Source organism: Parasphingorhabdus sp. JC815 (assembly GCF_040717415.1).
Lineage (GTDB): Bacteria > Pseudomonadota > Alphaproteobacteria > Sphingomonadales > Sphingomonadaceae > Parasphingorhabdus.
Genome location: NZ_JBFEFM010000004.1, coordinates 124,712 through 147,465, shown reverse-complemented (window position 1 = coordinate 147,465; position 22,754 = coordinate 124,712). Strand labels below are relative to the sequence as shown.

At 53.4% G+C, this 22,754-nt stretch carries 17 protein-coding genes; 11 read left to right on the top strand and 6 right to left on the bottom strand.

Annotation, left to right across the window (positions count from 1 at the left end; genetic code table 11):
• The first annotated feature begins 7 nt into the window (after window positions 1–7).
• From gspD to gspM, 5 genes are all read left to right on the top strand, one after another.
• Window positions 8–2,155, top strand: a complete 2,148-nt coding sequence (gene gspD, locus AB1K62_RS10590) for a type II secretion system secretin GspD (protein ID WP_367003513.1) — start codon at window positions 8–10, stop codon at window positions 2,153–2,155.
• Entirely contained in the window at window positions 2,155–3,723 is a 1,569-nt protein-coding gene (locus AB1K62_RS10585; protein ID WP_367003512.1) for an ATPase, T2SS/T4P/T4SS family, read from the top strand. The genes gspD and AB1K62_RS10585 overlap by 1 nt, the downstream gene beginning before the upstream one ends.
• Window positions 3,716–4,930 (top strand): type II secretion system inner membrane protein GspF, encoded by a 1,215-nt coding sequence (gspF, locus tag AB1K62_RS10580; protein WP_367003511.1) that lies wholly within the window; start codon window positions 3,716–3,718, stop codon window positions 4,928–4,930. Before AB1K62_RS10585 ends, gspF begins: the two co-directional genes overlap by 8 nt.
• A 190-nt stretch (window positions 4,931–5,120) precedes the next feature.
• Entirely contained in the window at window positions 5,121–6,302 is a 1,182-nt protein-coding gene (gspL, locus tag AB1K62_RS10575) for a type II secretion system protein GspL (RefSeq protein ID WP_367003510.1), read from the top strand.
• Window positions 6,299–6,781 carry a type II secretion system protein GspM gene (gene gspM, locus AB1K62_RS10570; protein WP_367003509.1) on the top strand — a complete coding sequence of 161 codons (483 nt, stop codon included), beginning with the start codon at window positions 6,299–6,301 and terminating at the stop codon, window positions 6,779–6,781. Before gspL ends, gspM begins: the two co-directional genes overlap by 4 nt.
• 66 nt (window positions 6,782–6,847) lie before the next feature.
• Here the strand turns inward: gspM and AB1K62_RS10565 are convergent, their stop codons facing one another.
• On the bottom strand, window positions 6,848–7,948 hold the full coding sequence (locus AB1K62_RS10565) for an acyl-CoA desaturase (protein WP_367003508.1): 1,101 nt from the start codon (window positions 7,946–7,948) through the stop codon (window positions 6,848–6,850).
• 240 nt (window positions 7,949–8,188) lie between these two features.
• Complete coding sequence (locus AB1K62_RS10560) at window positions 8,189–9,046, bottom strand: hypothetical protein (protein ID WP_367003507.1); 858 nt, start codon at window positions 9,044–9,046, stop codon at window positions 8,189–8,191.
• Window positions 9,047–9,287: 241 nt separating this feature from the next.
• Between AB1K62_RS10560 and AB1K62_RS10555 the strand changes: the two genes are divergently transcribed.
• Together AB1K62_RS10555 and AB1K62_RS10550 are read left to right on the top strand one after the other, a co-directional pair.
• The gene (locus AB1K62_RS10555; protein WP_367003506.1) at window positions 9,288–10,682 is read left to right on the top strand and encodes a cytochrome P450; all 1,395 of its coding nucleotides are present in this window, start codon (window positions 9,288–9,290) and stop codon (window positions 10,680–10,682) included.
• A 60-nt stretch (window positions 10,683–10,742) separates the two neighbouring features.
• Complete coding sequence (locus AB1K62_RS10550) at window positions 10,743–12,434, top strand: long-chain fatty acid--CoA ligase (RefSeq protein WP_367003505.1); 1,692 nt, start codon at window positions 10,743–10,745, stop codon at window positions 12,432–12,434.
• Between the two features lie 25 nt (window positions 12,435–12,459).
• Here the strand turns inward: AB1K62_RS10550 and AB1K62_RS10545 are convergent, their stop codons facing one another.
• Genes AB1K62_RS10545 through AB1K62_RS10535 form a run of 3 tightly spaced genes read right to left on the bottom strand, consistent with a single transcriptional unit; the run spans window position 12,460 to window position 16,983 of the window.
• The gene (locus AB1K62_RS10545) at window positions 12,460–13,731 is read right to left on the bottom strand and encodes an MFS transporter (protein ID WP_367003504.1); all 1,272 of its coding nucleotides are present in this window, start codon (window positions 13,729–13,731) and stop codon (window positions 12,460–12,462) included.
• Window positions 13,732–14,640, bottom strand: coding sequence for an alpha/beta hydrolase (locus AB1K62_RS10540; RefSeq protein WP_367003503.1), 909 nt, complete (start codon window positions 14,638–14,640; stop codon window positions 13,732–13,734).
• A 9-nt stretch (window positions 14,641–14,649) separates the two neighbouring features.
• Window positions 14,650–16,983, bottom strand: coding sequence for a TonB-dependent receptor (locus AB1K62_RS10535; RefSeq protein WP_367003502.1), 2,334 nt, complete (start codon window positions 16,981–16,983; stop codon window positions 14,650–14,652).
• 121 nt (window positions 16,984–17,104) lie between these two features.
• Between AB1K62_RS10535 and AB1K62_RS10530 the strand changes: the two genes are divergently transcribed.
• Window positions 17,105–17,728, top strand: a complete 624-nt coding sequence (locus AB1K62_RS10530) for a TetR/AcrR family transcriptional regulator (RefSeq protein ID WP_367003501.1) — start codon at window positions 17,105–17,107, stop codon at window positions 17,726–17,728.
• A gap of 233 nt (window positions 17,729–17,961) precedes the next feature.
• Here AB1K62_RS10530 and AB1K62_RS10525 read toward each other — a convergent pair whose 3' ends face one another.
• Window positions 17,962–20,316: a patatin-like protein gene (locus AB1K62_RS10525; protein WP_367003500.1), complete on the bottom strand. Its 2,355-nt coding sequence runs from the start codon at window positions 20,314–20,316 to the stop codon at window positions 17,962–17,964.
• 105 nt (window positions 20,317–20,421) lie between these two features.
• Between AB1K62_RS10525 and radA the strand changes: the two genes are divergently transcribed.
• The 3 genes from radA to AB1K62_RS10510 are packed head-to-tail and all read left to right on the top strand — an operon-like array spanning window position 20,422 to window position 22,751.
• The gene (radA, locus tag AB1K62_RS10520; protein ID WP_367003499.1) at window positions 20,422–21,786 is read left to right on the top strand and encodes a DNA repair protein RadA; all 1,365 of its coding nucleotides are present in this window, start codon (window positions 20,422–20,424) and stop codon (window positions 21,784–21,786) included.
• A 9-nt stretch (window positions 21,787–21,795) separates the two neighbouring features.
• The gene (locus AB1K62_RS10515) at window positions 21,796–22,320 is read left to right on the top strand and encodes a CvpA family protein (protein WP_367003498.1); all 525 of its coding nucleotides are present in this window, start codon (window positions 21,796–21,798) and stop codon (window positions 22,318–22,320) included.
• Entirely contained in the window at window positions 22,317–22,751 is a 435-nt protein-coding gene (locus tag AB1K62_RS10510; RefSeq protein WP_367003497.1) for an iron-sulfur cluster assembly scaffold protein, read from the top strand. Before AB1K62_RS10515 ends, AB1K62_RS10510 begins: the two co-directional genes overlap by 4 nt.
• The last annotated feature ends 3 nt before the right edge of the window (window positions 22,752–22,754 follow it).

Genomic DNA, 22,754 nt, shown 5'->3' with positions numbered 1-22,754 from the left:
CGTAAGAATGAAAATGCTGATAAAATTGGCCGTAAAATGGGTGGCATGCCTAACCCTATTGGGTGGTGTTGCTACTGCTCCGGTGGCGGCGCAGCACAGCTTGAATGTCCGTGATGCCGATATCCGCGCTTTTGTTCAGGATGCCGCGCGGGTGACGGGACGAACCTTCATCGTTGATAGCCGGGTGCAAGGCAAGGTATCGGTTGTGACAGACAGGCCGCTCTCGCGCTCCGAATATTTCGAGATTTTTCTCTCGACTTTGCGTGCCAATAATCTGGTCGCCATACCGACTACGCGCGGGGCTTATCGCATTCAGCCCGCCGATGGTGCCGCGACCCAGCCCACCCGGATTGGCACGCGCCAATCCCCCGCCAATCAATTTGTGACAGAGGTTGTCCGCCTGAAATCCATCGAAGCGGCTGCTGCGGTGGAAACATTGCGCCCGCTGATCAGCAAGCAAGGATCGCTTACAGCCAATCGCAACGCCAATAGTTTGGTCATTGTCGATTATGCCGACAATATCCGACGGGTGCGAGAGCTGGTCCGGCAGATTGACCGCGACAGTGCGGCATCGCAGATCGTGAATCTGAAAAATGCGGGCGCACGTGAAATCGCTGCATCCATGCAAGCGCTGGCGGGGCAGGGCGGTGAGGGCGTGGCGCCGGTCACAGTGGTTGCGATTGACAGTAGCAATAGTATCGCGCTGCGCGGTGATCCCGGTGCGGTGGCTAAATTTACCCAAATGGCGCGCGAACTTGACCAACGCGCCGAAGCCGGAACCGAAATCCGGGTGCATCAGCTTGATTATGCCAATGCCGAAACATTGCTGCCGGTAATCGAGCAATTATTGGGGCGGGGCGGCGGTATTTCTGCGCCGGTCACGACAAGCAGCAGCGCAGAGACAACTGCCCCCATGCCCACCGCAATATCGGGTGGCGGTATAGCGCGTCACGGTCCGGCAGTGGTCACACGTTATGAAGGGTCAAATGCAATTATTGTTGCTGCCAATCCCGATGTTCAGCGGATGGTAGGCGAATTGATCCGGCAATTGGATAACCGGCAGGAACAAATCTCTGTCGAAGCGATCATTGTCGAAATCTCGGACTCGCTGGCGCGTGAATTGGGTGTGCAATTTCTGATCGGCGGAAAAGATACACCCTTCGCTGTCACCAATTTTTCCAACGCGGCCCCCAATATTGTCGATATTGCCGGTGGGTTGCTGGCCGATCAATTTGATACGACGACGACAACGACCACGAACACAGCGACAACCACCACCACGAATAGCGCGGTCGGTGATATGTTGCGGGAAAATGCAGCGAACGCGGCGCTGGGCGCAAGGGGTGCGTTTTCCGGCTTTGCAACATCTTTGGGTGGTGACACTATATTGGGCGCGATCATCAATGCGGTGCAGCGCGATTCGGATTCCAATCTGTTGTCCACGCCTTCGCTGACGGTGAATAACAACTTGAAGGGCAGCATATTATTTGGTCAGGAAATTCCGGTTTCTACCGGCGAAGCCTTGTCCAATAATTTTGATAATGCGTTCCGGACCATTGAACGGCAAAATGTCGGTATCGAACTGGAAGTTACCCCGCAAATCAATGCCGGGAACGAGGTACGGCTGGAACTGCGTCAGGAAGTCAGCTCTATTGCAGGGCCGGTTTCAAAGGATTTCAGCGAACTGATTATCAACAAACGCGAGATTAACACGACAGTCACAGTCGGGGATGGAGAGATTATCGCGCTGGGCGGTTTATTGGACGATAATGAACGCCGCACGATCGAGAAAATTCCGTTTCTGGGCGATATTCCGCTACTCGGGGAATTATTCAAATCGCGGGGCAAGTCACGGGTCAAAACCAATCTCATGGTGTTTATCCGGCCAAAAATTCTACGTAGCCGCGCCGAGGCACGCAATTTTTCGGCGCGCCGCTATGGTTATATCCGCGACCGGCAGCTTCGCCGCAATCCGGAGCTTGAACCCTCACTCGATGTGCTGGTCCGCGATTATATGGGCACTGTGCCCCCTACCGCTGTGAGCCGTCCCGGCGACCAGATCATATATGCGCCCGAAGCGATCGGCGCAGCGCAAAATAGCGGTCCGGTAGAGCAGGTTCCGGTTCCTACAAGCAGCCCGCAGAGAGGGGATTGATGGAAGCCGGGCAGGGAGCAGATAGTGGGTTAGGCGATAGCGATACGCCAGCGGTTGATCCGCAGACCATATCCTCGCCCGATATTCCTTATGCCTTTGCGCGGGACCATGGCATATTATTGGTCCGCGACGGAGAACGCGCGGTTGCCTTAATGCGCGAGGGTGCCGACCCACAGGGATTGCTTGAACTGCGCCGCCATTTGACGATGCCTTTTGACGTAGAAAAAGTCTCGCTTGCCGCGTTTGAAAAAGCTCTATCCGATCATTATGCGATGGATGGCAGCGCTGCGGCAATGGCCGGGGATATGAGCCTGAACCAGGATGCGCTTGATGAGATTGCCGGAGATATAAGCGCGGAAGATTTGCTCGATAGCGCTGACGATGCGCCGACGATCCGTTTGATCAACGGGATTATCGCGGAGGCAGCCCGGCAAGGCGCGTCCGATATTCATATTGAACCTTATGAAAGCGGCCTTGTCGTGCGTATGCGTGTCGATGGTCTATTGCACGAAAAACTACGCATGCCGCCGCATGTCGCCAGCGTGATTGTAAACCGGGTAAAGGTTATGGCGCGGCTGGATATTGCCGAGCGGCGGATACCGCAGGACGGGCGGATCAGCTTGACGCTTGGCGGGAAATTGCTTGATGTGCGTGTCTCGACACTGCCTAACCGCGCCAATGAACGGGTGGTGATGCGGATATTGGACAAAGAAAGCGCGGCAATATCACTGGACCTGCTCGGTATGTCGCAAAGCACGCACCGGATTTTGACCGATGCACTGGCAGAGCCCAATGGTATTATATTGGTCACAGGGCCAACCGGTTCGGGCAAAACAACCACGCTTTATGCGGGGCTGAAACAATTAAATGATGGCAGCCGCAATATATTGACGGTCGAGGATCCGGTGGAATATGCCATTGACGGCATCGGCCAGACACAGGTTAATGCCAAGGTCGGATTGACCTTTGCCGCTGGTTTGCGCGCAATTTTGCGGCAGGACCCCGACGTAGTGATGGTTGGCGAAATCCGTGACAAGGAAACCGCCGACATTGCGGTGCAGGCGTCTTTGACCGGGCATCTGGTGCTTTCTACGGTGCACACCAATGATGCGGTCGGCGCGATCACCCGCATGCGTGATATGAAGATTGAACCGTTTCTGCTTGCCTCGACCTTGCGCGCAGTTATCGCGCAGCGGCTCGTTCGCAAGCTGTGTCCGCATTGCCGTATTCCTGTGCAGGCAGAGGGCAGGCTGGCCGCATTGCTGGGTTTTGATAATGGCACGACCATCTATCGGGAGGCGGGCTGCGATCATTGCAGCCAGACCGGCTTTCAGGGGCGGATTGGTGTATTTGAAGCGATCCGCATTGATGAGATAATCCGCAAGCTGATAAACGATGGCGGTGATGAAGCAGCTATCGCAGCCCATGCTTTCCGTAATAAATCCGGCCTGTCGCAAGCGGCGCGGGCGCTGGTCCGGGAAGGGATAACCAGCGCGGAAGAAGCCATACGCATTTCCCGCCGTGAAGAGCATGAGGAACAGATAACCGGAGAACAGGCCGGTGCCTGATTTTTCCTACACCGCGATTGACCCGAAGGGGCAGGAAAAAACCGGACGGTTGAGCGCAGATAGTAACGAAGCGGCAAGGGCAAAACTGGCAGAACGCAATTTTTACGTGGTAAAAGTGGAACCTGCTCGGGGAGAAGAGGGAAAGCCGTCTGGCTCTTTATTCGGCCCGCGTAAGCTTGGCTCAAAAGAACTGACGCTTTTTACCCGGCAACTATCCTCGCTTGTGCAGGTCAGCCCGCTTGAAGAAGCCTTGCGGACTATCGGTAGCCAGAATGAAAAAGCCCATGTCCGAGACCGGATAAGCACAGTCCATAGCGGTGTTATGGAGGGACAGCGGTTGGCCGAAGCGATGCGCCGCGAACCGGGAAGTTTTCCCCCGCTCTACCGCGCGATGATTGCAGCGGGAGAAAGCTCCGGCACACTGCCGGACATTACGGAACGTCTGGCCCATTTGCTTGAGCGGCAAGCCGAAATACGCGGAAAGCTGGTCAGTGCGCTGGCCTATCCTATTGTTCTGGCGCTTGTGGCGATATTGGTTGTAGCTTTGCTGATGATTGTGGTTGTTCCCAAAGTGGTCGAGCAATTTGACAATGTGAACCAACAGCTTCCCTTTGTTACCCGGCTGGTCATCGGCATATCCGATTTTCTGGCCAACTGGTGGTGGGCGATACTGGCCGCAATTGTCGTGATCATGGTCATCGGGTGGCGCGCATTGAAAGAGCCGAAGATCCGTTTCCGGTTTGACAGTTTATTGCTGCGCCTGCCGTTTTTTGGCCGGTTGCTGCGCGATTTAAACGCGGCGCGGCTGGCAAGAACCCTGTCCACCATGGTAGCAAGCCGCTTACCTATCCTAGAAGGATTGCGCCTGACAACCGGCACGATCAGCAACAGCGTATTGCGTAAAGCATCGGAAGATATGGTCGAAGCGATTCGTGGCGGGGACAGTCTGTCCAAGGCGCTAAAATATTCCGGTGTATTCCCGCCGATGCTGGTTTATCTGACCGCCAGCGGCGAAGCATCGGGACAGCTTGACGATATGCTGGCCCGCGCTGCGGATTATCTGGAGCGGGAGTTTGATAATTTCACCTCCACAGCCCTGTCATTACTGGAACCGCTGATCATTGTTGTGTTGGGCGGCGTTGTCGCGATAGTGATTCTGGCGATATTATTACCGATATTACAGCTTCAAAATCTGGCCGGATTATAGGCAGGGTGATGACGCGGATATATGCCCAATATAGCTATGCCAGCGGATAATGCCAGATCGTGACAGCGCAGGTAAAATTGACTAACCAATGCCTGCAAACACGAGATTTTTCAGTTGATTCGGGGGAGGCCATTTTGGAAACACATCCGTTGCCGCCTGGCCGTTTCGCCCCTTTGAAGTCACTATACTGATGTCCCGGTTCTTTATAACTGTTTTCCCGACGACAGAAAATCAGGTGCTGCAATGGTGGCTTGTAGATAGCGATGAAGCTGTGCTGGAAGCCAAGGGCAGTGACGTTGATCCACTGCTTGCTGCCGGTTTACAACGGCTGTCTGGCGAGAGTGAAAAAGCAGAAAACGGGGGATCTGATACTGGGGTACCGGAAAAAGAGCCGCTAGTGATGATTGCGCTCATGCCGTCGGCGCGAGGGGTTGTTCGCTGGCATGATCCAATGGATGGTCTTACCGAACAGCAGATATTGGCTGCGGCCCGTCTTGCCGCCCGCGAACGCAGCCTTGACGGGGAGAATGTCCATATCGCGGCGACGATGGACGGATCTGGAGGTGCAGTAACCGCCACGGTTGGCAAGGATGTCATGGCGAGCGGGTTACTAAAGCTCAAGGCGCTTGGCATTGATCCCGATGCGGTCGTACCCGCTGGCTGGCTGATTACGCCGCGCGAAGACGTGGTTATTGAAGCTGATTTCGGTTTTGAGAAACTGTTGCGGGGCAAGCGGATGATTGTGCCGGACGAACCGGACTTGCGGGCGCACCTGATAGGTGACAGCGCCGTGATTGCCTTGCCTCAAGCAGTTGACGAGGCACTGGCTAATCTAGGAACCCATGAAGCGGAGAAACTGTCGCTGAATTTGCGTTGCGGCGATTTTGCCAAAAAGATCCGCCGGTCGATGACGCTTCGCCAAAAACGGATATTGGGCTGGATGGCTTTGGCAGCACTTGTTATTTCATTGCTGATCCCGATAATTCAGTTGGTCAAATATCACCGCGCTGCGTCGGCGGCAGATGAAGCTGCGCTGGCGATAGCAAGACCGCTGACCGGGCCAGTGGAAAGCGCGGAAGAGGCGGACCGGCTATTAAGTGAAAGGTTTATCGGCGAAAACCGCGGGAACATAATATTCTCCGTTCCCACATCGGCGCTATTCTCTGCGGTTCAGAAAGCCGAGGGCGTGGTAATCGAAAAGATTAGCTATCGCAGGGACGGCATGGTTTCTGCTGCGTTAGGCGCGGTCAGGGCCGGGGATATAAATCAGGTGGTGACTGCGCTACGAAATGCGGGTTTTATAATCACATCAACAGCGCGAACCGACGCGGCAGGAGCGTCTAAAGCAGATATTATGGTGAGGGCGCCATGATCGCGACGATCAAAGACCGGTTTCTGGGCTTGAGCCAGCGCGAGCAGATTTTGATCGGCGTGCTAGGCTTTCTGATTGCGCTGATATTGGGCTATTATGCCCTTATTGCTCCGTTTTTAGGCGCTTATGAAAGCGCCCAAAACCGCTATACACAGGCCATTGACCGGCAAACGCAAATTGAAGCCAAGGTCGCGGCACTGACAGCTCCCTTAAACACGGCGATAAAGCCGGTGGATGGTCCTTTGGATATTTTCATCGGTCAAAATGCGGGAGAGGCAGGCTTTGCGGTCGGGCGGCTGGACCCGCAAAATGATGGCACAATCTTGCTTGCGATTGATTCCGCCAATCCAACCGCTTTGTTCGGCTGGCTCTCAGCGCTTGAAAGTCGCGGTGTATCTGTTGCAGAACTCACGGTTAATCCCGGAGCGAATCAAACGGTTACCGCAACAATCATTTTGCAGCCGGTGGAGCTGGAGTAGCTGCAATGGCCTCCCAGCTCCCCTATCATCGCAACCGCTTTCCTGCTTTTGTTATTTTGTGATGATTTAGGGGGTAGCTGTAACCTTTACATCAGGGGTTTTTGCTTCACTAGCAAACATGAATCCGCCATCAGCCGCCGACATGGCTTCGGGACTTTGCGGCTCTTCGGTTGTTGTCGCGGCCAGCTTTTTTTGTTGTACCCAGTTGCCATCGGCGTCGCGCGTATATTTTGGTGCGCGCTGGACATTCCAGACCAGACCCATTTTCTCCCAAAGAGAAATAATATAGCCGTTCACATCAATTTCCCACCACATTAAACCGGCATAGGCCGAACGCGGGTGCTGGTGATGGTTATTGTGCCAGCCATCACCAAAGGTCATCCATGCCATGAACCAGTTATTGCGTGATCCGTCTTTTGTCTTGAACCGCTGAGAGCCAAAGACATGACCGATGCTGTTCACGCCCATTACGAAATTGAGGAAAAAGAAATTGCGGAAAAACCCGCCGATCAAAATGGTGCCGATAATATGTTCAGGTCCGCCAAAAGCCAGCGCCCATAATGCCGGAAACACGATGCTGGAGAAAATGGCAATGGTCCAGCGATGACGATGGCACCACAACACCTGAGGATCATCAATCAGACCCTTGCCATAAACATTCATATCTGATGTCGTATTGTCGAACAGCCAGCCAAAATGGGCAATGCCAAGCCCTTTCCACTTTGACATTTTCTTGCCGTGGCCGTCGATATAAGGGCTATGCAAATCGCCGACGCGGTCGGCAAAGGCGTGGTGACGGCGATGGTCGGCGGCCCATTTCAGAACAGACGCCTGACAGGCCATTTGCGCCATGATGCCAATAGCAAGCCGCATTTTCGGGCCAGCCTCAAAGGCGCGATGCGTGTAAAAACGGTGATAGCCGATGCCGACGCCCATATTGATCAATATATAACCAAACAGGAAAGCCGACCATTCGACCCAGCCGGTTGCATGAGTCAAAGTCCAATAGAGTGCGCCCAGCGATCCGATCACCATGGACGACAATAATATACCATATTCTATCCGCTTTGCCCGCGCGGCAGGACCGCCAATAATTACGCCATGCTGCGGATGTTTCTGTGTTGGTTTGAAATTATCCGGCTGAATATCACTATAAGCTGTCGCCATAGCCTTACCCCCAATCTAACTGACAACAGTGAAACTAGCGGTTTTTACGAAAAGTTACAAACAAGTTAACTATTCGGGTTAATTAATAATGCAGGATAATGTCTGTGTTTCCATGTCGGATGATTATATATTCGTGTAAAATCAGGCTATTGCTATTGATATAGGTCATCATAAACCGGCGAAAATAATTACCGGGGCACCATATATTTTGATCAAAATATAAAGCGCCCGGGGACATAGTTACTCATCATGGACATTGCGCCGGGAAATTTCGCTGCGGGATGAGCGCGGGCTAGTCCGCTTCGCAGGCGCTATGCGCTGTGCACGCCGGGTAGCCGGAGCTTGCTTGCGCTTGACCACTGGACGGTTGCGGCGTTCGGCACGCGGCATTCTACTGCGTGGCTGCTCTGCGTTACGCTTCCGCCGTTCGGCGCGGCGCTCCTGACGTTGGGCGCGCTGGGCCGGTGTCATATTCCGGCGATTTTCTGCTCGGCGCTGCCGTCTTTCGGCCTGGCGCTCCGCCCGTCGTTTGGCCTGGCGTCTCTCGACCCGTCGTTCTGCCCGTCGCTCAGCTTGGCGCTCTGCGCGTCTTTGGGCTTGGCGTTCGGCCCGTCTTTGGGCTTGGCGCTCAGCGCGCCTCTCGGCTTGGCGGTTGGCTTGACGTTCAGACCGTCTTTCTGCACGGCGTTCATATCGTCTTTCAGCCCGTCTCTCGGCCCGTCTTTCAGCTCTTCTCTCAGCCCGCCTTTCAACACGACGGGCATGGCGTGAACCATATCTTGCACGTTCACGCGCCCAGTATCGCCGGTGGTGACGCTGCATGGCATGACGCGATCCACCACGGTCAAAAATATAGATACCATAGCCGGGATAGTAAAAGCTGTCATACCAGCCGCCATCAAATCCGATATTGGCATAGCCGTGACTGTAATCGCAGGAATAATAATCATCAAACGGGGCGTAGGGGTCACAGGCATAGCCAGCGCCGTTCACATAGCCATCACCATAAGACCCGCCATAGGTGCAGGCACTCAGGCCAAGCATCGCTCCGCTAATCAGCGCAGGCTTGACCAGTGTTTTGATTGAAAATTGTGTCATATTCATACCCCTTGCTTGTACGCCTGTGATGCTGGATCATAGCGCACCTGACGGCAATATCCCTGAACGGTGGTATCCGTAGTCTGGATCTGCCCTATTGGTCCGGACCCCTGCCCGAACCATTTTTAATAGCTCTTATGTAACGCTAAACGATTGAATTGGGCATGAACGGAGATGTTTGCTGACATTAATGAAAGTAATTGGTATAAAGTCCTGAAAGAGCATTTTAGGAGATATTATTTTGGCCAGCGCTGCACAAGCTCATGGGTTTCCACATACGGAAACCGCGAATCCGCATTGGGTAACTCCGCCGGATAAAGCGGCGCTTGCCCACATCCCCGGTGAGGATGGGATACCCATATTCGGCACCACGCTTCAGGTGATTAAAGACCCCATCGGTTTTAGCCGGCGTATGTTTGAAAAACATGGATCGGTTTACCGGACATATAGTTTTGGCAGCGACAGTGTCATGCTGCTGGGCGCGGATGCGACAGAGCTGGTGATGTTTAACAAAGACAAGATTTTCTCCAGCGAACAGGGTTGGGGACCCGTGCTCAACAATCTTTTCCCGCGCGGGTTGATGCTGATGGATTTTGACCACCACCGCGCAGATCGCAAAGCACTGTCGGTGGCGTTCAAGCCGGGTCCGATGAAGCATCATTGCAAGGTATTGAACGAAGGCATAGCGGAGCGGGTGGCGCAATGGAGCGGAACCGAATTCAAATTTTATCCGGCGATCAAGTCTCTGTCTCTCGATACGGCGGCTAGCGCGATTCTGGGGATTCCATGGGGACCGGAAGCGGACAAGATCAATAAAGCCTTTGTTGATGAAGTGCAGGCCTCTGTCGGCATTGTGCGTTCCCCGATCCCGTTCACAAAAATGTGGCGCGGCGTGAAGGCGCGTGAATATCTGCTCAGCTATTTCACTCCACAGGTCAAGGCGCGGCGCGAAAAAGGCGGGGAAGATATTTTTACGCAGATTTGTCTGGCAACCAACGCGGATGGCACCTTGCTTACCGAGGGCGAAGTTGTTGACCATATGAACTTTTTGATGATGGCAGCGCATGATACGATTACGTCATCTGCCACCACTATGCTTTATCTGCTCGCCAAGCATCCTGAATGGCAGGACAAGCTACGCGATGAATGTCTGTCCGTTGCGCCTGCCGGTCAGCCAGTGGCGTATGAGGATCTCGGTAAACTGGAACTAACAGAAATGGCGTTCAAGGAAGCGCTGCGCCTGATCCCGCCGGTGCCAAGCATACCGCGCCGCGCGATCAAGGAGTTTACCTTCCGCAACTATACTATTCCCGCTGGCACTAATGTTGGTGTCAGCCCGCAATTTGTTCACAAAATGGAAAAGCACTGGCCGGACCCGGACAAATTTGACCCCATGCGTTTCACCCCGGAAAACAGTGCAGGCCGCCACAAATATGCCTGGGTTCCTTTTGGCGGCGGTGCCCATATGTGTCTGGGACTGCATTTCGCCTATATGCAAATCAAGATTTTGATGCATGCCGTGCTCACTCAAAACCGCGTCGTTTTAGCTGGTGGGCCAGGCTATGAACCGGAATGGCAAGTGTTCCCGATCCCTCAGCCCAAAGACGGTCTGCCGGTGCGGTTCGAAAAGCTTTGATAATGGCTTGCACGGCGATTGCCATTGTCAGCCCGAACGTATTCACATAGAAATAATATTATGAACAACACGCCGGAAACATATTCTCAAGACCGCTCTCCGATATGGAAGTCGCGTTATAATCATCCCACCGATTGGGACCAGTTTTACGCGCCACTGTCGATGCCCGGTATGTTCTTTCGCTCGGCGGGGCGGCGGGGTGACAAAAATCTGCTCGATTTCATGGGGCGGAAATATAGCTATACCGAAGTAGCTTCCGGTGTCATTCGGGTTGCCAAAGGATTGCAGGATCTGGGTGTCAAAAAGGGCGACCGGATCGGCCTGTTCCTGCCCAATGTCCCGCATTATGTGAGCGCATATTATGGCGCGATGGCGATTGGTGCCACCGTGGTCAATTTTTCGCCGCTCTATACCGTTGAGGAATTAAACCATCAGGTTGAGGATAGCGGAACTAAAATACTTTTCACGCTATCTGCCAGCGCGGTTTTTCCGGTCGCTTATGAAGTGCTTAAACAATCCAGTCTGGAACGGCTGGTCGTTGGCAGTGTGGCGGGGGCGCTGCCGACCGGAAAGGCGATATTCTATCGCCTGTTTCGTAACAAGGAAAACACACCGCAACCCGATGATGACCGGATTACACCTTTTGCCGATTTGACCGACAACGACGGCAATTATACTGCGCCCAATATCCATCCGGAGAAGGATGTTGCGCTGCTTCAATATACCGGCGGCACCACTGGTACACCAAAAGGAGCGATGCTCACGCACCAGAATCTGACCGCCAATGCGCGTCAGATTAACAGCATTGATCCGTTTATTGACGAGGAAGACCGGTTAATGGGGGTGCTGCCGTTCTTTCATGTTTTTGCTAATAGCGCGGTGCTAAACCGCACGGTGGAGCGTGGCGGAGAGATTGTGATGTTGCCGCGCTTTGATGCCAAGCAAACATTAAAGGCGATCTCCCGTAACCAGATTACCGCCATGCCCGGCGTGCCGACGATGTATCAGGCTTTGCTCGACCATCCCGACATCGACAAGACCAATTTTTCGTCGCTGAAAATATGTGTGTCGGGCGGTGCGCCGTTGCCGCAGGAGTTAAAGAAAAAGTTTGAAGCCAAGACAGGTGCGAAACTTGTTGAAGGCTATGGTTTGACCGAAAGTTCCGGCGTGGTCAGCGCCAACCCTTATTCCGGCTTGAACAAAACCGGCACGATCGGTCAGCCGGTACCGGGCACAATGGTTAAGCTGGTGGACAAGGAAGACCCGGCAAAACCGGCACCGGACGGAGAACCGGGCGAGCTGATTTTCTCCGGTCCACAGGTGATGCAAGGCTATTGGAACCTGCCCAAGGCAGATGAAGAAGTATTTGTTGATGGATTCCTTCGCACCGGCGATGTCGCCGTGATTGATGACGATGGCTATATCAAGATTGTCGACCGGCTAAAGGATATGATCGCGGTAGGCGGCTTCAAGGTTTTCCCCAGTCAGGTCGAGGAAATACTTTACCGCCATGAAGCGGTTAAAGAGGCGCTGGTTATCGGCGTGCCTGATGATTATCGTGGAGAAAGCCCCAGGGCTTATGTGGCGTTGGAAGACGGCATGGATGTTGATGGCGCTGCGCTGAAAGACTGGCTCAACCCGCAGCTTGGCAAACATGAACGGGTCGAGGATGTCGTCGTGCGGGAAAGTCTGCCCAAGACGATGATCGGCAAACTGGACCGCAAAGCGTTAAGGACAGAAGAGCTGGGTTAACAGATGGGGGCAACCGCTTTTTCGTTCAGCTATCCTCGACCCATTCCTTTTGTAAATAACGTGCTGCCAAGGCCATTAAACCGGCGGCAAATGTATAGAATATTAGCGAAATCAGCATGGAATAGCGCAGGCCGTCTTCGCCATAAACCGGCGTCAAAATGTCGGATAATGCGCCCAGAAAAAATATCCCGCCTCCAATGCCGACAAGGTTGTTGATGAGCAGGAATAGCGCTGAGGCCGTGGCTCGTGTTTCTGCCGTTACCAGATGCTGCACCGCTGATAAGACCGGTCCCAGCCATATATAGGCCAGACCTTGCGGGATCAGGAATAAGATGAAAGCCAGCGTGGCCGAACTGCTCATGATGCCCGCTGCAAATAACGGCACCGCGAGCAGAAAGGCTATGGCCGGAACCAGCCCGTAAGCGGCTTTATTTTTGCCGCCGAGCCAATCCCCCAATAGACCGCCACCCATCACACCGGCGACCCCGCCGATCAACAAAATGGAACCAAAGAATAATGACGTTTCAATCAGGTCGAGGCCAAAGCTGCGCTGCAAAAGGCTAGGCAGCCAAAAAGCAATGCCATAGCCGAGCATCGAACTGCACGCTGCGCCCAAAGCGAGAAACCAGAACGCACGTTTTTTGGCTAAGATTTCTATTGTTTGCATAAAGGAAGGTTGCGCTGGTGCAATTTCGGTCACAGGGGGCTTCACCGGATCGCGGACAAAATATTTGAAGACGGGAACGAGCAATATACCCGAAAGCCCGACAACCATGAAGGCAAGGCGCCAGTCCACTGCTGCTGCGATATAGCCGCCTGCAACCACGCCGGTCGCAGAGCCGAGCGGGATACCAAGTGAATAGATGGACAGCGCCCGTGCTCTTTTGGTGCTGGGAAAATAATCGGATATAAGTGCATAGGACGGCGCGACGCCGCCTGCTTCGCCAACCCCGACGCCGAGCCGGGCAAGAAAGATTGACCAGAAACCCTGAGCCAAGCCACATAGCGCAGTAAATCCGCTCCATACACCCAGCGAAATGGTGATGACCCAGCTACGGTTGGTCTTATCGGCAATCCAGCCAAGCGGCACCGCCAGAGTGGAATAGAGTAACGCAAAAGCAATTCCGCCAAGCAGACCCATTTGGGTATCGCTCAACCCCAGATCAGCCTGTATCGGACCCGCCAGGATCGCCAGAATCTGACGATCGACGAAATTGAAAATATAAACCACCAACAATAAACCAAGTGCAACTTTAGGTGATGTCGTGCGTGGCCCGGTGATTGTTGTGCTTGCCATTTATCGGGTGCTTTTCTTCAGGAACGCATCAATCGCGGATAAGGCCGCTGGTTCGTCCAGCATCGGTGTATGCCCCCGGCCTGTAATTTCTATTGCGCTGATCGGTCCTGCATGGCGTTGCTGCATTTCTTCTATCGTTTGGGTGGATATAATATCGGACAAAGCGCCATAAATAATCAAGGCGGGTATGGCAGAAAGCGTGTCCCAAACCGGCCAGAGATCGGGTGGAATAACGGTCTGGTCACTACCGGACAGGCCCAGAGCAATGGCAGGGTCATAGTCAAATTTCACGCGGCCATCAGCCATTTCGCGGCAAGTACGCCGGGCAAATCCCATCCAGTCATGCGCGTCATAGCCTGCGAAGGCGCTGCCATGGACCTTGCGGGCATGTGCCGCAGCATCCTGCCAGTCATTAAATGGCTCGCGCTCGCCAATATAATCCTGAATCCGGTCCAGACCGGCCTTTTCAACAATCGGCCCAATGTCATTAAGAATGATGCAGGTAAACCGTTCCGGTTCGTTTGCTGCCATGGCCATGGCCATCAGGCCTCCCATCGACGTGCCGATCAGACCGATGCGGTCAAGTTGCAACCCAGAAATGAGCGCCATCATGTCGGCAACATAGACTTCCGGTGTGTAATTTTTCGGTTCCGGATCATAATCGGAGCGCCCGCGTCCGCGCTGGTCCGGAACAATCAGCCGGTATCGCCCGGCCAGATATGCGGCCAGAGTTTCAAAATCAGCGCTGTTACGGGTCAATCCGTGCATCAGCAATAATGTTGGTTTGTCCTCTCCGTCACCTTCATAAATCCGCGCATATAGCGTCAGGCGGTCATCACCGCTGCGATAGAAATGATCTTTGTAAATGGGCGGATCGGCTTGATCCGCCCGCTTGCTATCATAGGTCATATATCCGGCTTAAAACTTGATTTCACCAGTCACGAATACACGCCGCGGATCGCCGTAAAACGCAGTCAACGTCCCTTCCAGTCCAAGGTTAGGCACGAAAGGCGCGCCATTTTGTCCGCCGGTGACAAAATTATAACCGGCCACTTTATAACGCTTGTCAAACAGGTTCTTGCCATGGACACCGACTGAAAACCGGTCGCTGTCATCGGTGTAAACCACGCTGGCATCGACCAGCGAAAATCCATCCTGATCCAGGAACGGGTTAGGCGATTCAAACTGGCTGGCATCACTGCGGAACGAGATTGAACTAATCAGGTCGAGCATTCCGCTGGCGACGGGCACACCAAGGTTGAATGACATGCTACCCGTCCATTCCGGTGTGTTCTGGAACACCCGTTGATCAGCCACATCATTGCCAAATGCATCGATGAATTTATTGAACTTGGCATCCAGATAACCCAGCGACCAACTGACGTTGAAACGGCTACCGGCTCCGGCAAAGTCTCTGCCGACCAGTGCGCGTCCTTCAAACTCAAAGCCGTTTACATCAGCGCTTGCCGCATTGGATGTTATCCCGGCAAAGCTGTCACTGATTCCGTCTCCGGTTGTGTCAACGCCGACAGAGCCGGGTATCTGAACGTCGGAATAATCGCCTTTGAATAGAGCAATGCTGACGTTCAGGCGGTTCTGGAGCAGAGAGGCTTTCCAGCCAAGTTCATAGCTGTCGACCGTTTCCGGTTCAAAACGCAGGAAGTTGAATATCTCGTCGTCCGAAACCGTGCCGTCCAGATTAAAGTCCGGTGTCGCGCTGGTCTGTCCACGCGGATCAAACCCGCCGCCTTTGAAGCCGCGTGAATAGGTGAAATAGATATTGTTATTCTGGTCCGGTTTCCAGCTAACCGACGCACGCGGTGTAAACTCCTTGAACGTGTCGCTGCCGTTAAAGTCGGACGTTACCGCAATTGGAACACCCGGTCCGTCAAATGCATCGGACAAGCCGCCGATGAATGTTGTCCGTAAAATACGCGCACTGCGCTTGTCACTGGTATAGCGGCCACCAACAGAAACGCTGAACTGATCGGTCAGATCATAGGTGAAATCACCGAAGATCGACCATGTTTTGGTGTCAACATCACCCAGCGTCTGTGCGTTCAGACCAGGTAGGTTAATAAGATCGCCGGTTGTAGCGAGTAGCACATCAAAGACGTTGAACGCATTGGCATCGAGATAATATGCGCCCAAAACGCCGTTCAGATTATCGCTTTCATAAAGAATCTGGAACTCCTGACTGAGCTGGTCATTTTTATAAATTACCGGAACGTCAAGGTCCGCAGAAGGCAGGCTGTCAAAGTCGATATTCGAGGCCGAACTGTCTTTGCGATAGGCCGTAATGCTTTTTAGGGTGATGTTTTCCGATACCGGAGCCTCAATCAACAGCGATCCACCATAAGCCTCTACCAACTGGTCAGGAACTTTCAGGCCAGCGCGTGTGTTATAAACATCGTCGAGCACCGGCGCACCGGAAAGCTGGCCGGGAATCAAGCGATGACCTTGCCGCGCATTGCTTTCATCGCGGATATAGTCACCGGACAAACGGACGAAAAACCCGTTATTTTCATATTCCATGCTGGCACGGGCCGCCCAGACGTCTTTATTGTAATTTTCGACACCCGGCTGTTCCAGATTGTCACCAAAACCGCCCCGGCTAAGCCGTGCGCCACTGGCTCCGATACGCAGGTTATCAGTGACCGGCGTAGAAGCAGTGACGATCAGATCGGCTTGATCATAAGAACCATAAGTCCCTTTGACCTTGAATTGTGTGTCGCTGGACAAGCGCCGGGAAACATATTTAATCGCGCCGCCAATTGTGTTGCGGCCATAAAGAGTGCCCTGCGGTCCGCGCAGAACCTCTATTCGTTCAACATCATATACATCAAGAACAGCCGCCTGAGGCCGGTTCAAATAAACGTCATCGACATATAGGCCAACACCAGCTTCAAACCCGGCAACCGGATCCTGTTGTCCCACACCGCGAATGAAAGCCGTCAGCGTTGTATTTGTACCGCGAGATACTTCCAGTGTCATGTTGGGAACCGTTTGGCCGATTTCGGTGATCTCCTGCACCCCGGCAGTAGCCAAAGCATCTCCGCTAATGGCTGTGATCGACAAAGGGACATCCGCAATGCGTTCTTCACGGCGCCGGGCGGTGACGACAATTGTGCCATCATCATTATCCTGACTAACGGATTCCGTGGCCTGCGCGTATACCGCAGTCGGTGTGAGCAGGCTAGTCGCCAAGCCGCTTATCAAAGCCGCATAACTTACGCTGTGTTGAAATTTCATAAGAACACCCTCCTGAATCTTTCCCGGCTATTCCGGGTTATAAGACACCTATATTGAAACTTGAACCATATTTCAACTTGAGAATTTGCCAATTATAGAAAATGACGCTAGCCGTGCTTTTATGGCCACAGAATATACCGACTATGTCGAGTCCAAAGACAAGCAACCCCGCACAGCACGGGGCCTTAAAACCAAGCGCAAGCTTCTGGATGCGGCGGCACTGGAATTTGGGGAAAAAGGTTTTCACGAAGCCTCTATTACCGGGATAACCCAGCGGGCGGGAACGGCGCTTGGTAGTTTTTATACTTATTTCGATTCGAAAGACGAATTGTTCAGTGCGCTGGTCCGCGATATGAGTCTTCGCGTCAAAGACCATGCCAGCAATGCGATGAACGAATGGCAGGATGCGCTGGAACGGGAAAAGCTGGCGCTTGAAGCGTTTATGAACTTTGCCCGCGAAAATAAGGAAATTTACCGCATCATCGACGAAGCCGAATTTGTCGATCCGGAAAGCTATCATCGCCATTATGAAGGGACTGCTGCACGTATTTTTGAACGATTGCAGGAAGGTAGCGAAGCAGGTGATCTACGCGGTGATCTGGAAGAAGCACACGCATGGGCAATCATGGGCATGAACGTGTTTCTCGGTTTGCGCTACGGCATTTGGAGCGAGGATAAATCCGCCGCGCAAGTGGCGCAAATTGCCAATGATATTCTCTCCAAAGGGATCGTGGCGCGTAGCTGATGTTCTCCGGTTGATCCGCCACGCTACGGGAAGAACCGATGAAGGACCCTCTATGCCGGACGCTATCGCTGCTGGTATTTCCCCAATGGTCCTGTTTGCCTGTTCACAGGGCTACGCGCAGGAAACGGTTCGCTTGCAGAGGTTGTGATAAAGACCGTAATATTGGCCGATACTATTGCCATGTTTTTCGGTGCGGGGGCTAATATTGGTGCTGGGTGCTCAGCCGGCTGACATTAAACAGTTGCCCGGTTAATCTCCTTGCGGAGAGACAGGATCAACGGTTCTATCTTGGACAGTCGCTTTTCCTCTTCATCAATAATCGCTTGGAACAGCGCTTTTTTAAATTCCAGCGTTTTGGCCGCATCAGGCTGTTTGGATTCAGGAAGCGTGGAGATCAATATGTCGATCATGCGCTCACCACCGTGCAGCCGGCCCCATAAATAATCATTCTCGCGGTAGCTTCTGCTAAAGAACGCTCCGAAATTATTAAATTCAATACCTTTTAACGTCGCAAGGACACCGCCTGTGCGGATGGTTGTGGCGTCTTCGGGTGAAATACGGTCCACTTTTATCGGATCAAATTCGTCCAGTCCCTCGCCCTGAAGAAGGGGCAATGTGGCAATGTCGTAAAACGGGAAGCCAAGGAACGCCAAGAGCATTGACCGCCGCTCAGCCTTAGGCAGTTTAGCCATGGCTTTGATCAGTTTCCGATCAACCATTGCGTCTACTGCGACCAGATCACGGGCGCTGGCCAACTGCTCCAGCATAGCCGCCGGTTGTGTCTCTGCATGTTCGGACATGGCCATAAAATCATCGCCCAGATATTCGATTGTCTCACGCTCGATATAAAGCGAAAGGCACTCATAGATCGTATCATGGGCTTGCTCGACCACTGCAAAATTCTCTGGAACTGTGCGGTCAAGGTCTTCGGCAAAGCGCCGCGCCAAAAATCGAATGCGGCGTATGCGATAACCCAGATCATGGGCCTTGAAAAACTCATAAGCTATTTTCGATGGGCCAAGCCCGCCCTTTTTGGAGAGATCGTCAAAACCGCGCTGCTGCAAATTAGACCATAAAGCCGATCGCACGGCGTGGTGATTATGCGAAGAAGTATCGGACTGCGCGCGCTTTACCGTATGGGCGATATCCTCGACTACAGTAGCAAGCCTCAGATGACCGTAGGCACTATAGGAAAACCCGGCCATCTTGCTTGCTTTTTCCCTAGATTTGCGTCTCCATGAAGCCAGTCTGGCTGCTGTCGGGCTGTCGAGAAAAAGCGTTCTTCCGAAAATGGTCTCAACATTATAATCAACCTCCGTTCGCAGATTCTCCATAATCTGCCGCATCTGGATGATCCGGTTGGAGCGCCGCGATATATCATCAAGATTGTCACGGATCGGCTGTTCGCGCGGAATATTCGAAATAGCTCCGAATATAGTGGAAAAGAAACCGGGCAGGCTTTCGTCCTCGGCCTCCTGTGCTGCTTGCAAGCGCCGCAAAGCGCGTTTGCTTTTGTCGACATCCAGATCGGGACGAGGATCAATATAGACAAAGCGTCGATCCACCTCGCGTTTTGCAGGCCGGTTTCTCAATGCATCTATCGCTTGGGAAAAGGGAGCGTTAGCTAAAACAGAGCCATCTATCAGCACAGTGTCTTCAGCGGTTCCGGCACGGCTTTGATTGGGTAATATGCGTTTCAGGAAATTTTTCCGGTTGGGCCAGTCAAGTTTGCGAGCCGTTAAAACATTATCGAGTTCTGCAACGGTAAATGGCGGAAAAGCACCGGGAAAACTGGCTGTCGCTCGGCCCGCAAACACCAGTTCAGCCGGATCGGCAATGTTCGAGCGGTTTGTTCCCCGTGTCGAAAAACTGATCGTGATCCGGTGCTCCATCTCCAGGGCTTCTGATGGACTGTGCAGTTGCAGTCTTTCGGGATAGCCGACAAAATCTGTAACCGTCACAAACAAGTCCAGCGGTTGTCCGGGCGGCAGCAACTTCGGGCCAAGTTTGGCATTTTTCATGCTGGCAAGCGCATCCATGATCAGGCCAGAGAATATTTTTCCCCCGAATGGAGGCGCAAACCAGCGCGCACGCACAAAGCGGGAGAGTTTCATCTTCACTTCTTCCCGCGCCTCTTTTGAAACGGTTTGCTCTACCGCTCCGCCTTTGCGGCCCAGTGCCATCCATGCAATGGGTTCAGCCCAGAATTTGGAAAAGCGTGACAGCGGCCTGGCATCGGGATCAAGCAATGTATCAACATCCGCTTTTTCCAGCCACATCTCCGTTAGCGGTTCCAGCGATTCGCCCGAAATAATCGCTTGAGCCAGAAAAATGCCGTTAATCCCGCCGGCACTGGCACCCGAGATAATATCCGGTAGCACACGCAGTTTGACGCCGGTTTCCTGTTCGATCCAGGTCATGATGTTATGATAGACAGCGCGGCTGTTGTTCCCGGGCTGCTCGCCATCGTAAAAATCCCGGCTGGCTCTGGCGAGTTTCCAGACTTCTTTGGTTATACCATGCATATAAATGGCAAGACTAACGCCGCCATAGCAAATAAGAGCGAGTCTGAGTTCCTTTTGGCGCATTTTTCCAAGATTGGCAGCATGAAGGGCATGGCGCAAGCATGAAAGTGGTTGAAAAAACCAAGAAAAACTATAGCGTTCTGTTTTTGTTCTAGTGAAAGTATGGTCATGGCCAAGCCAAAGAAAAAATATGTATGTCAGGAATGCGGCTCTATCTCGCATCGTTGGCAGGGGCAGTGCGCTGATTGCGGTGACTGGAACACGCTGATTGAAGAGGCGGGGGAAACCGTATTTGCCGCCAAGCATAATTTGCAAAGTGGCGGACGGGAAGTCCGGCTGGTCGGGCTGGATTCCGAAATCAAACTGCCGGAACGCAAAAAAACGGGTATCGAGGAATTTGACCGCGCGGTTGGCGGCGGGTTGGTAGCCGGTTCCGCTACGTTGATGGGCGGCGATCCGGGTATTGGCAAGTCAACATTGCTGTTGCAGGTGTCTGCACGGCTCGCCAATGCAGGCTGTTCTGTGGCCTATATATCGGGTGAAGAAGCCGCGGATCAGGTGCGGCTGCGTGCACGGCGGCTGGGCTTGGGGAGTGCGCCGGTTAAACTGGCGTCGGCGACTTCGGTGCGTGATATTTTGACCACCTTGTCCAAGGATGCGCCCGATTTTGTAGTGATTGATTCCATTCAGACAATGCACAGTGATCTTATCGAAGGGGCGCCGGGAACGGTCAGTCAGGTGCGCGCATCCGCGCAGGAGCTGATCAAATTTGCCAAGGAATATGGCACAATGATCATGCTGGTCGGCCATGTCACCAAGGACGGCAATATTGCTGGTCCACGCGTGCTGGAACATATGGTCGATACAGTGATGAGCTTTGAAGGGGAGCGCAGCCACCAATATCGGATTTTGCGAGCCATAAAAAACCGTTTCGGCGGCACGGACGAGATCGGTGTGTTTGCGATGGAGGAAATGGGGCTAAGCGAAGTGCAGAATCCTTCCGCACTTTTCCTGACGGACAGAAGCGAAGAAGTGACCGGCGCGACCGTTTTTCCTGCCTTGGAAGGAACACGGCCCGTGCTGGTGGAGATTCAGGCGCTGACCGTCCGGCTGGCCAGCGGGGCTACGCCGCGCCGCTCGGTTGTCGGTTGGGACAGTTCGCGCCTCGCGATGATTTTGGCGGTGCTTGAAGCGCGCTGTGGCCTCAGCTTTTCTGGCGCGGAGGTATATCTGAATGTGGCCGGTGGATACCGTTTGACTGATCCGGCGGCTGATCTGGCAGTTGCGGCGGCGCTGATCTCTGCCCATGCGGAACGGCCCATGCCCAGCGACGCTGTTATATTCGGTGAGATTGCGCTTTCGGGGGAAATCCGTCCTGTGTCCAATACACCGCTTCGCCTGAAAGAAGCATCGAAACTGGGATTTGACCGGGCGATGATTCCGGCTTCCGGAGAGAAAGTCGGCGGCACTGTAAAACAACAACAATTTGCAAAACTTGCCAATCTCGTTGACCATATGCTTGCCCGCGCTTAGCTAGATTTTATGACCAGTTTGGATATCTTTGTTTTACTGCTGATGGGCGGCGCAGCTATATTGGGTTTCCTGCGCGGATTTGTGCAAGAAATACTTGCACTTATTGCATGGGTGATGGTCATCTTTGCGGTCCGTTTCCTGCATATGCCGGTGACGGAGTTTTTGATTGCGCCGATCGGAACGGAAGGCGGCGCTTCGGTTCTGGCATTTTGTTCGATTGTCATCGTCACTTATGCTTTGGGCCGCTGGATCGCCAGATCAATCGGTCAAAGGTCGCGTAAATCGCTGTTGGGACCTGTTGACCGTGTGCTTGGTTTCGGTTTTGGTATGATCAAGGGGTTGATTGGCGCCACGCTTGCCTATCTGTTGGTTATCCTTGTTTATGACAGCATCTATGGTGCAGCTGAGCCGCGACCAGAGTGGATTGCGGATTCGCGGACATATCCGTTATTGAATGCCAGCGGGGATGCGATGGTTGAATTTGTTGGAAAACAGAAGGAAATTACTGGGCTCGGGCCGGAGGTTGAGGAGTGAGCGGCGCACTTTATAACCGCGAGATACTCCGTCTGGCTGTTTCAATTCCGCATCAATTGCGACTGGACAAGCCCGATGGCACGGCGGAGGTCCGCTCACGCACCTGCGGCAGCCGGGTCGCTGCCGATATTATATTGTCGGATGACGGGCTGATCTCTCAATTGGGAATAGAAGTGAAGGCCTGTGCATTGGGTCAGGCTTCCACAGCGATTTTGGCGGCGCAGGCAATCGGAAAATCGGCAAAAAACATTGCCGCAGCCCGGGAGCATTTAGCCGGATTTCTGGCAGGTTCACACGAACAACCCGGCGATTGGGATAACATGGAGCATCTACGCGCTGCGAAGGACCATGCCGGTCGTCATGCCGCAATAGTTTTGCCTTATGATGCCATATTGGCCGCATTTGAAACCCATGAGGATGAGGTGGTCTAACGG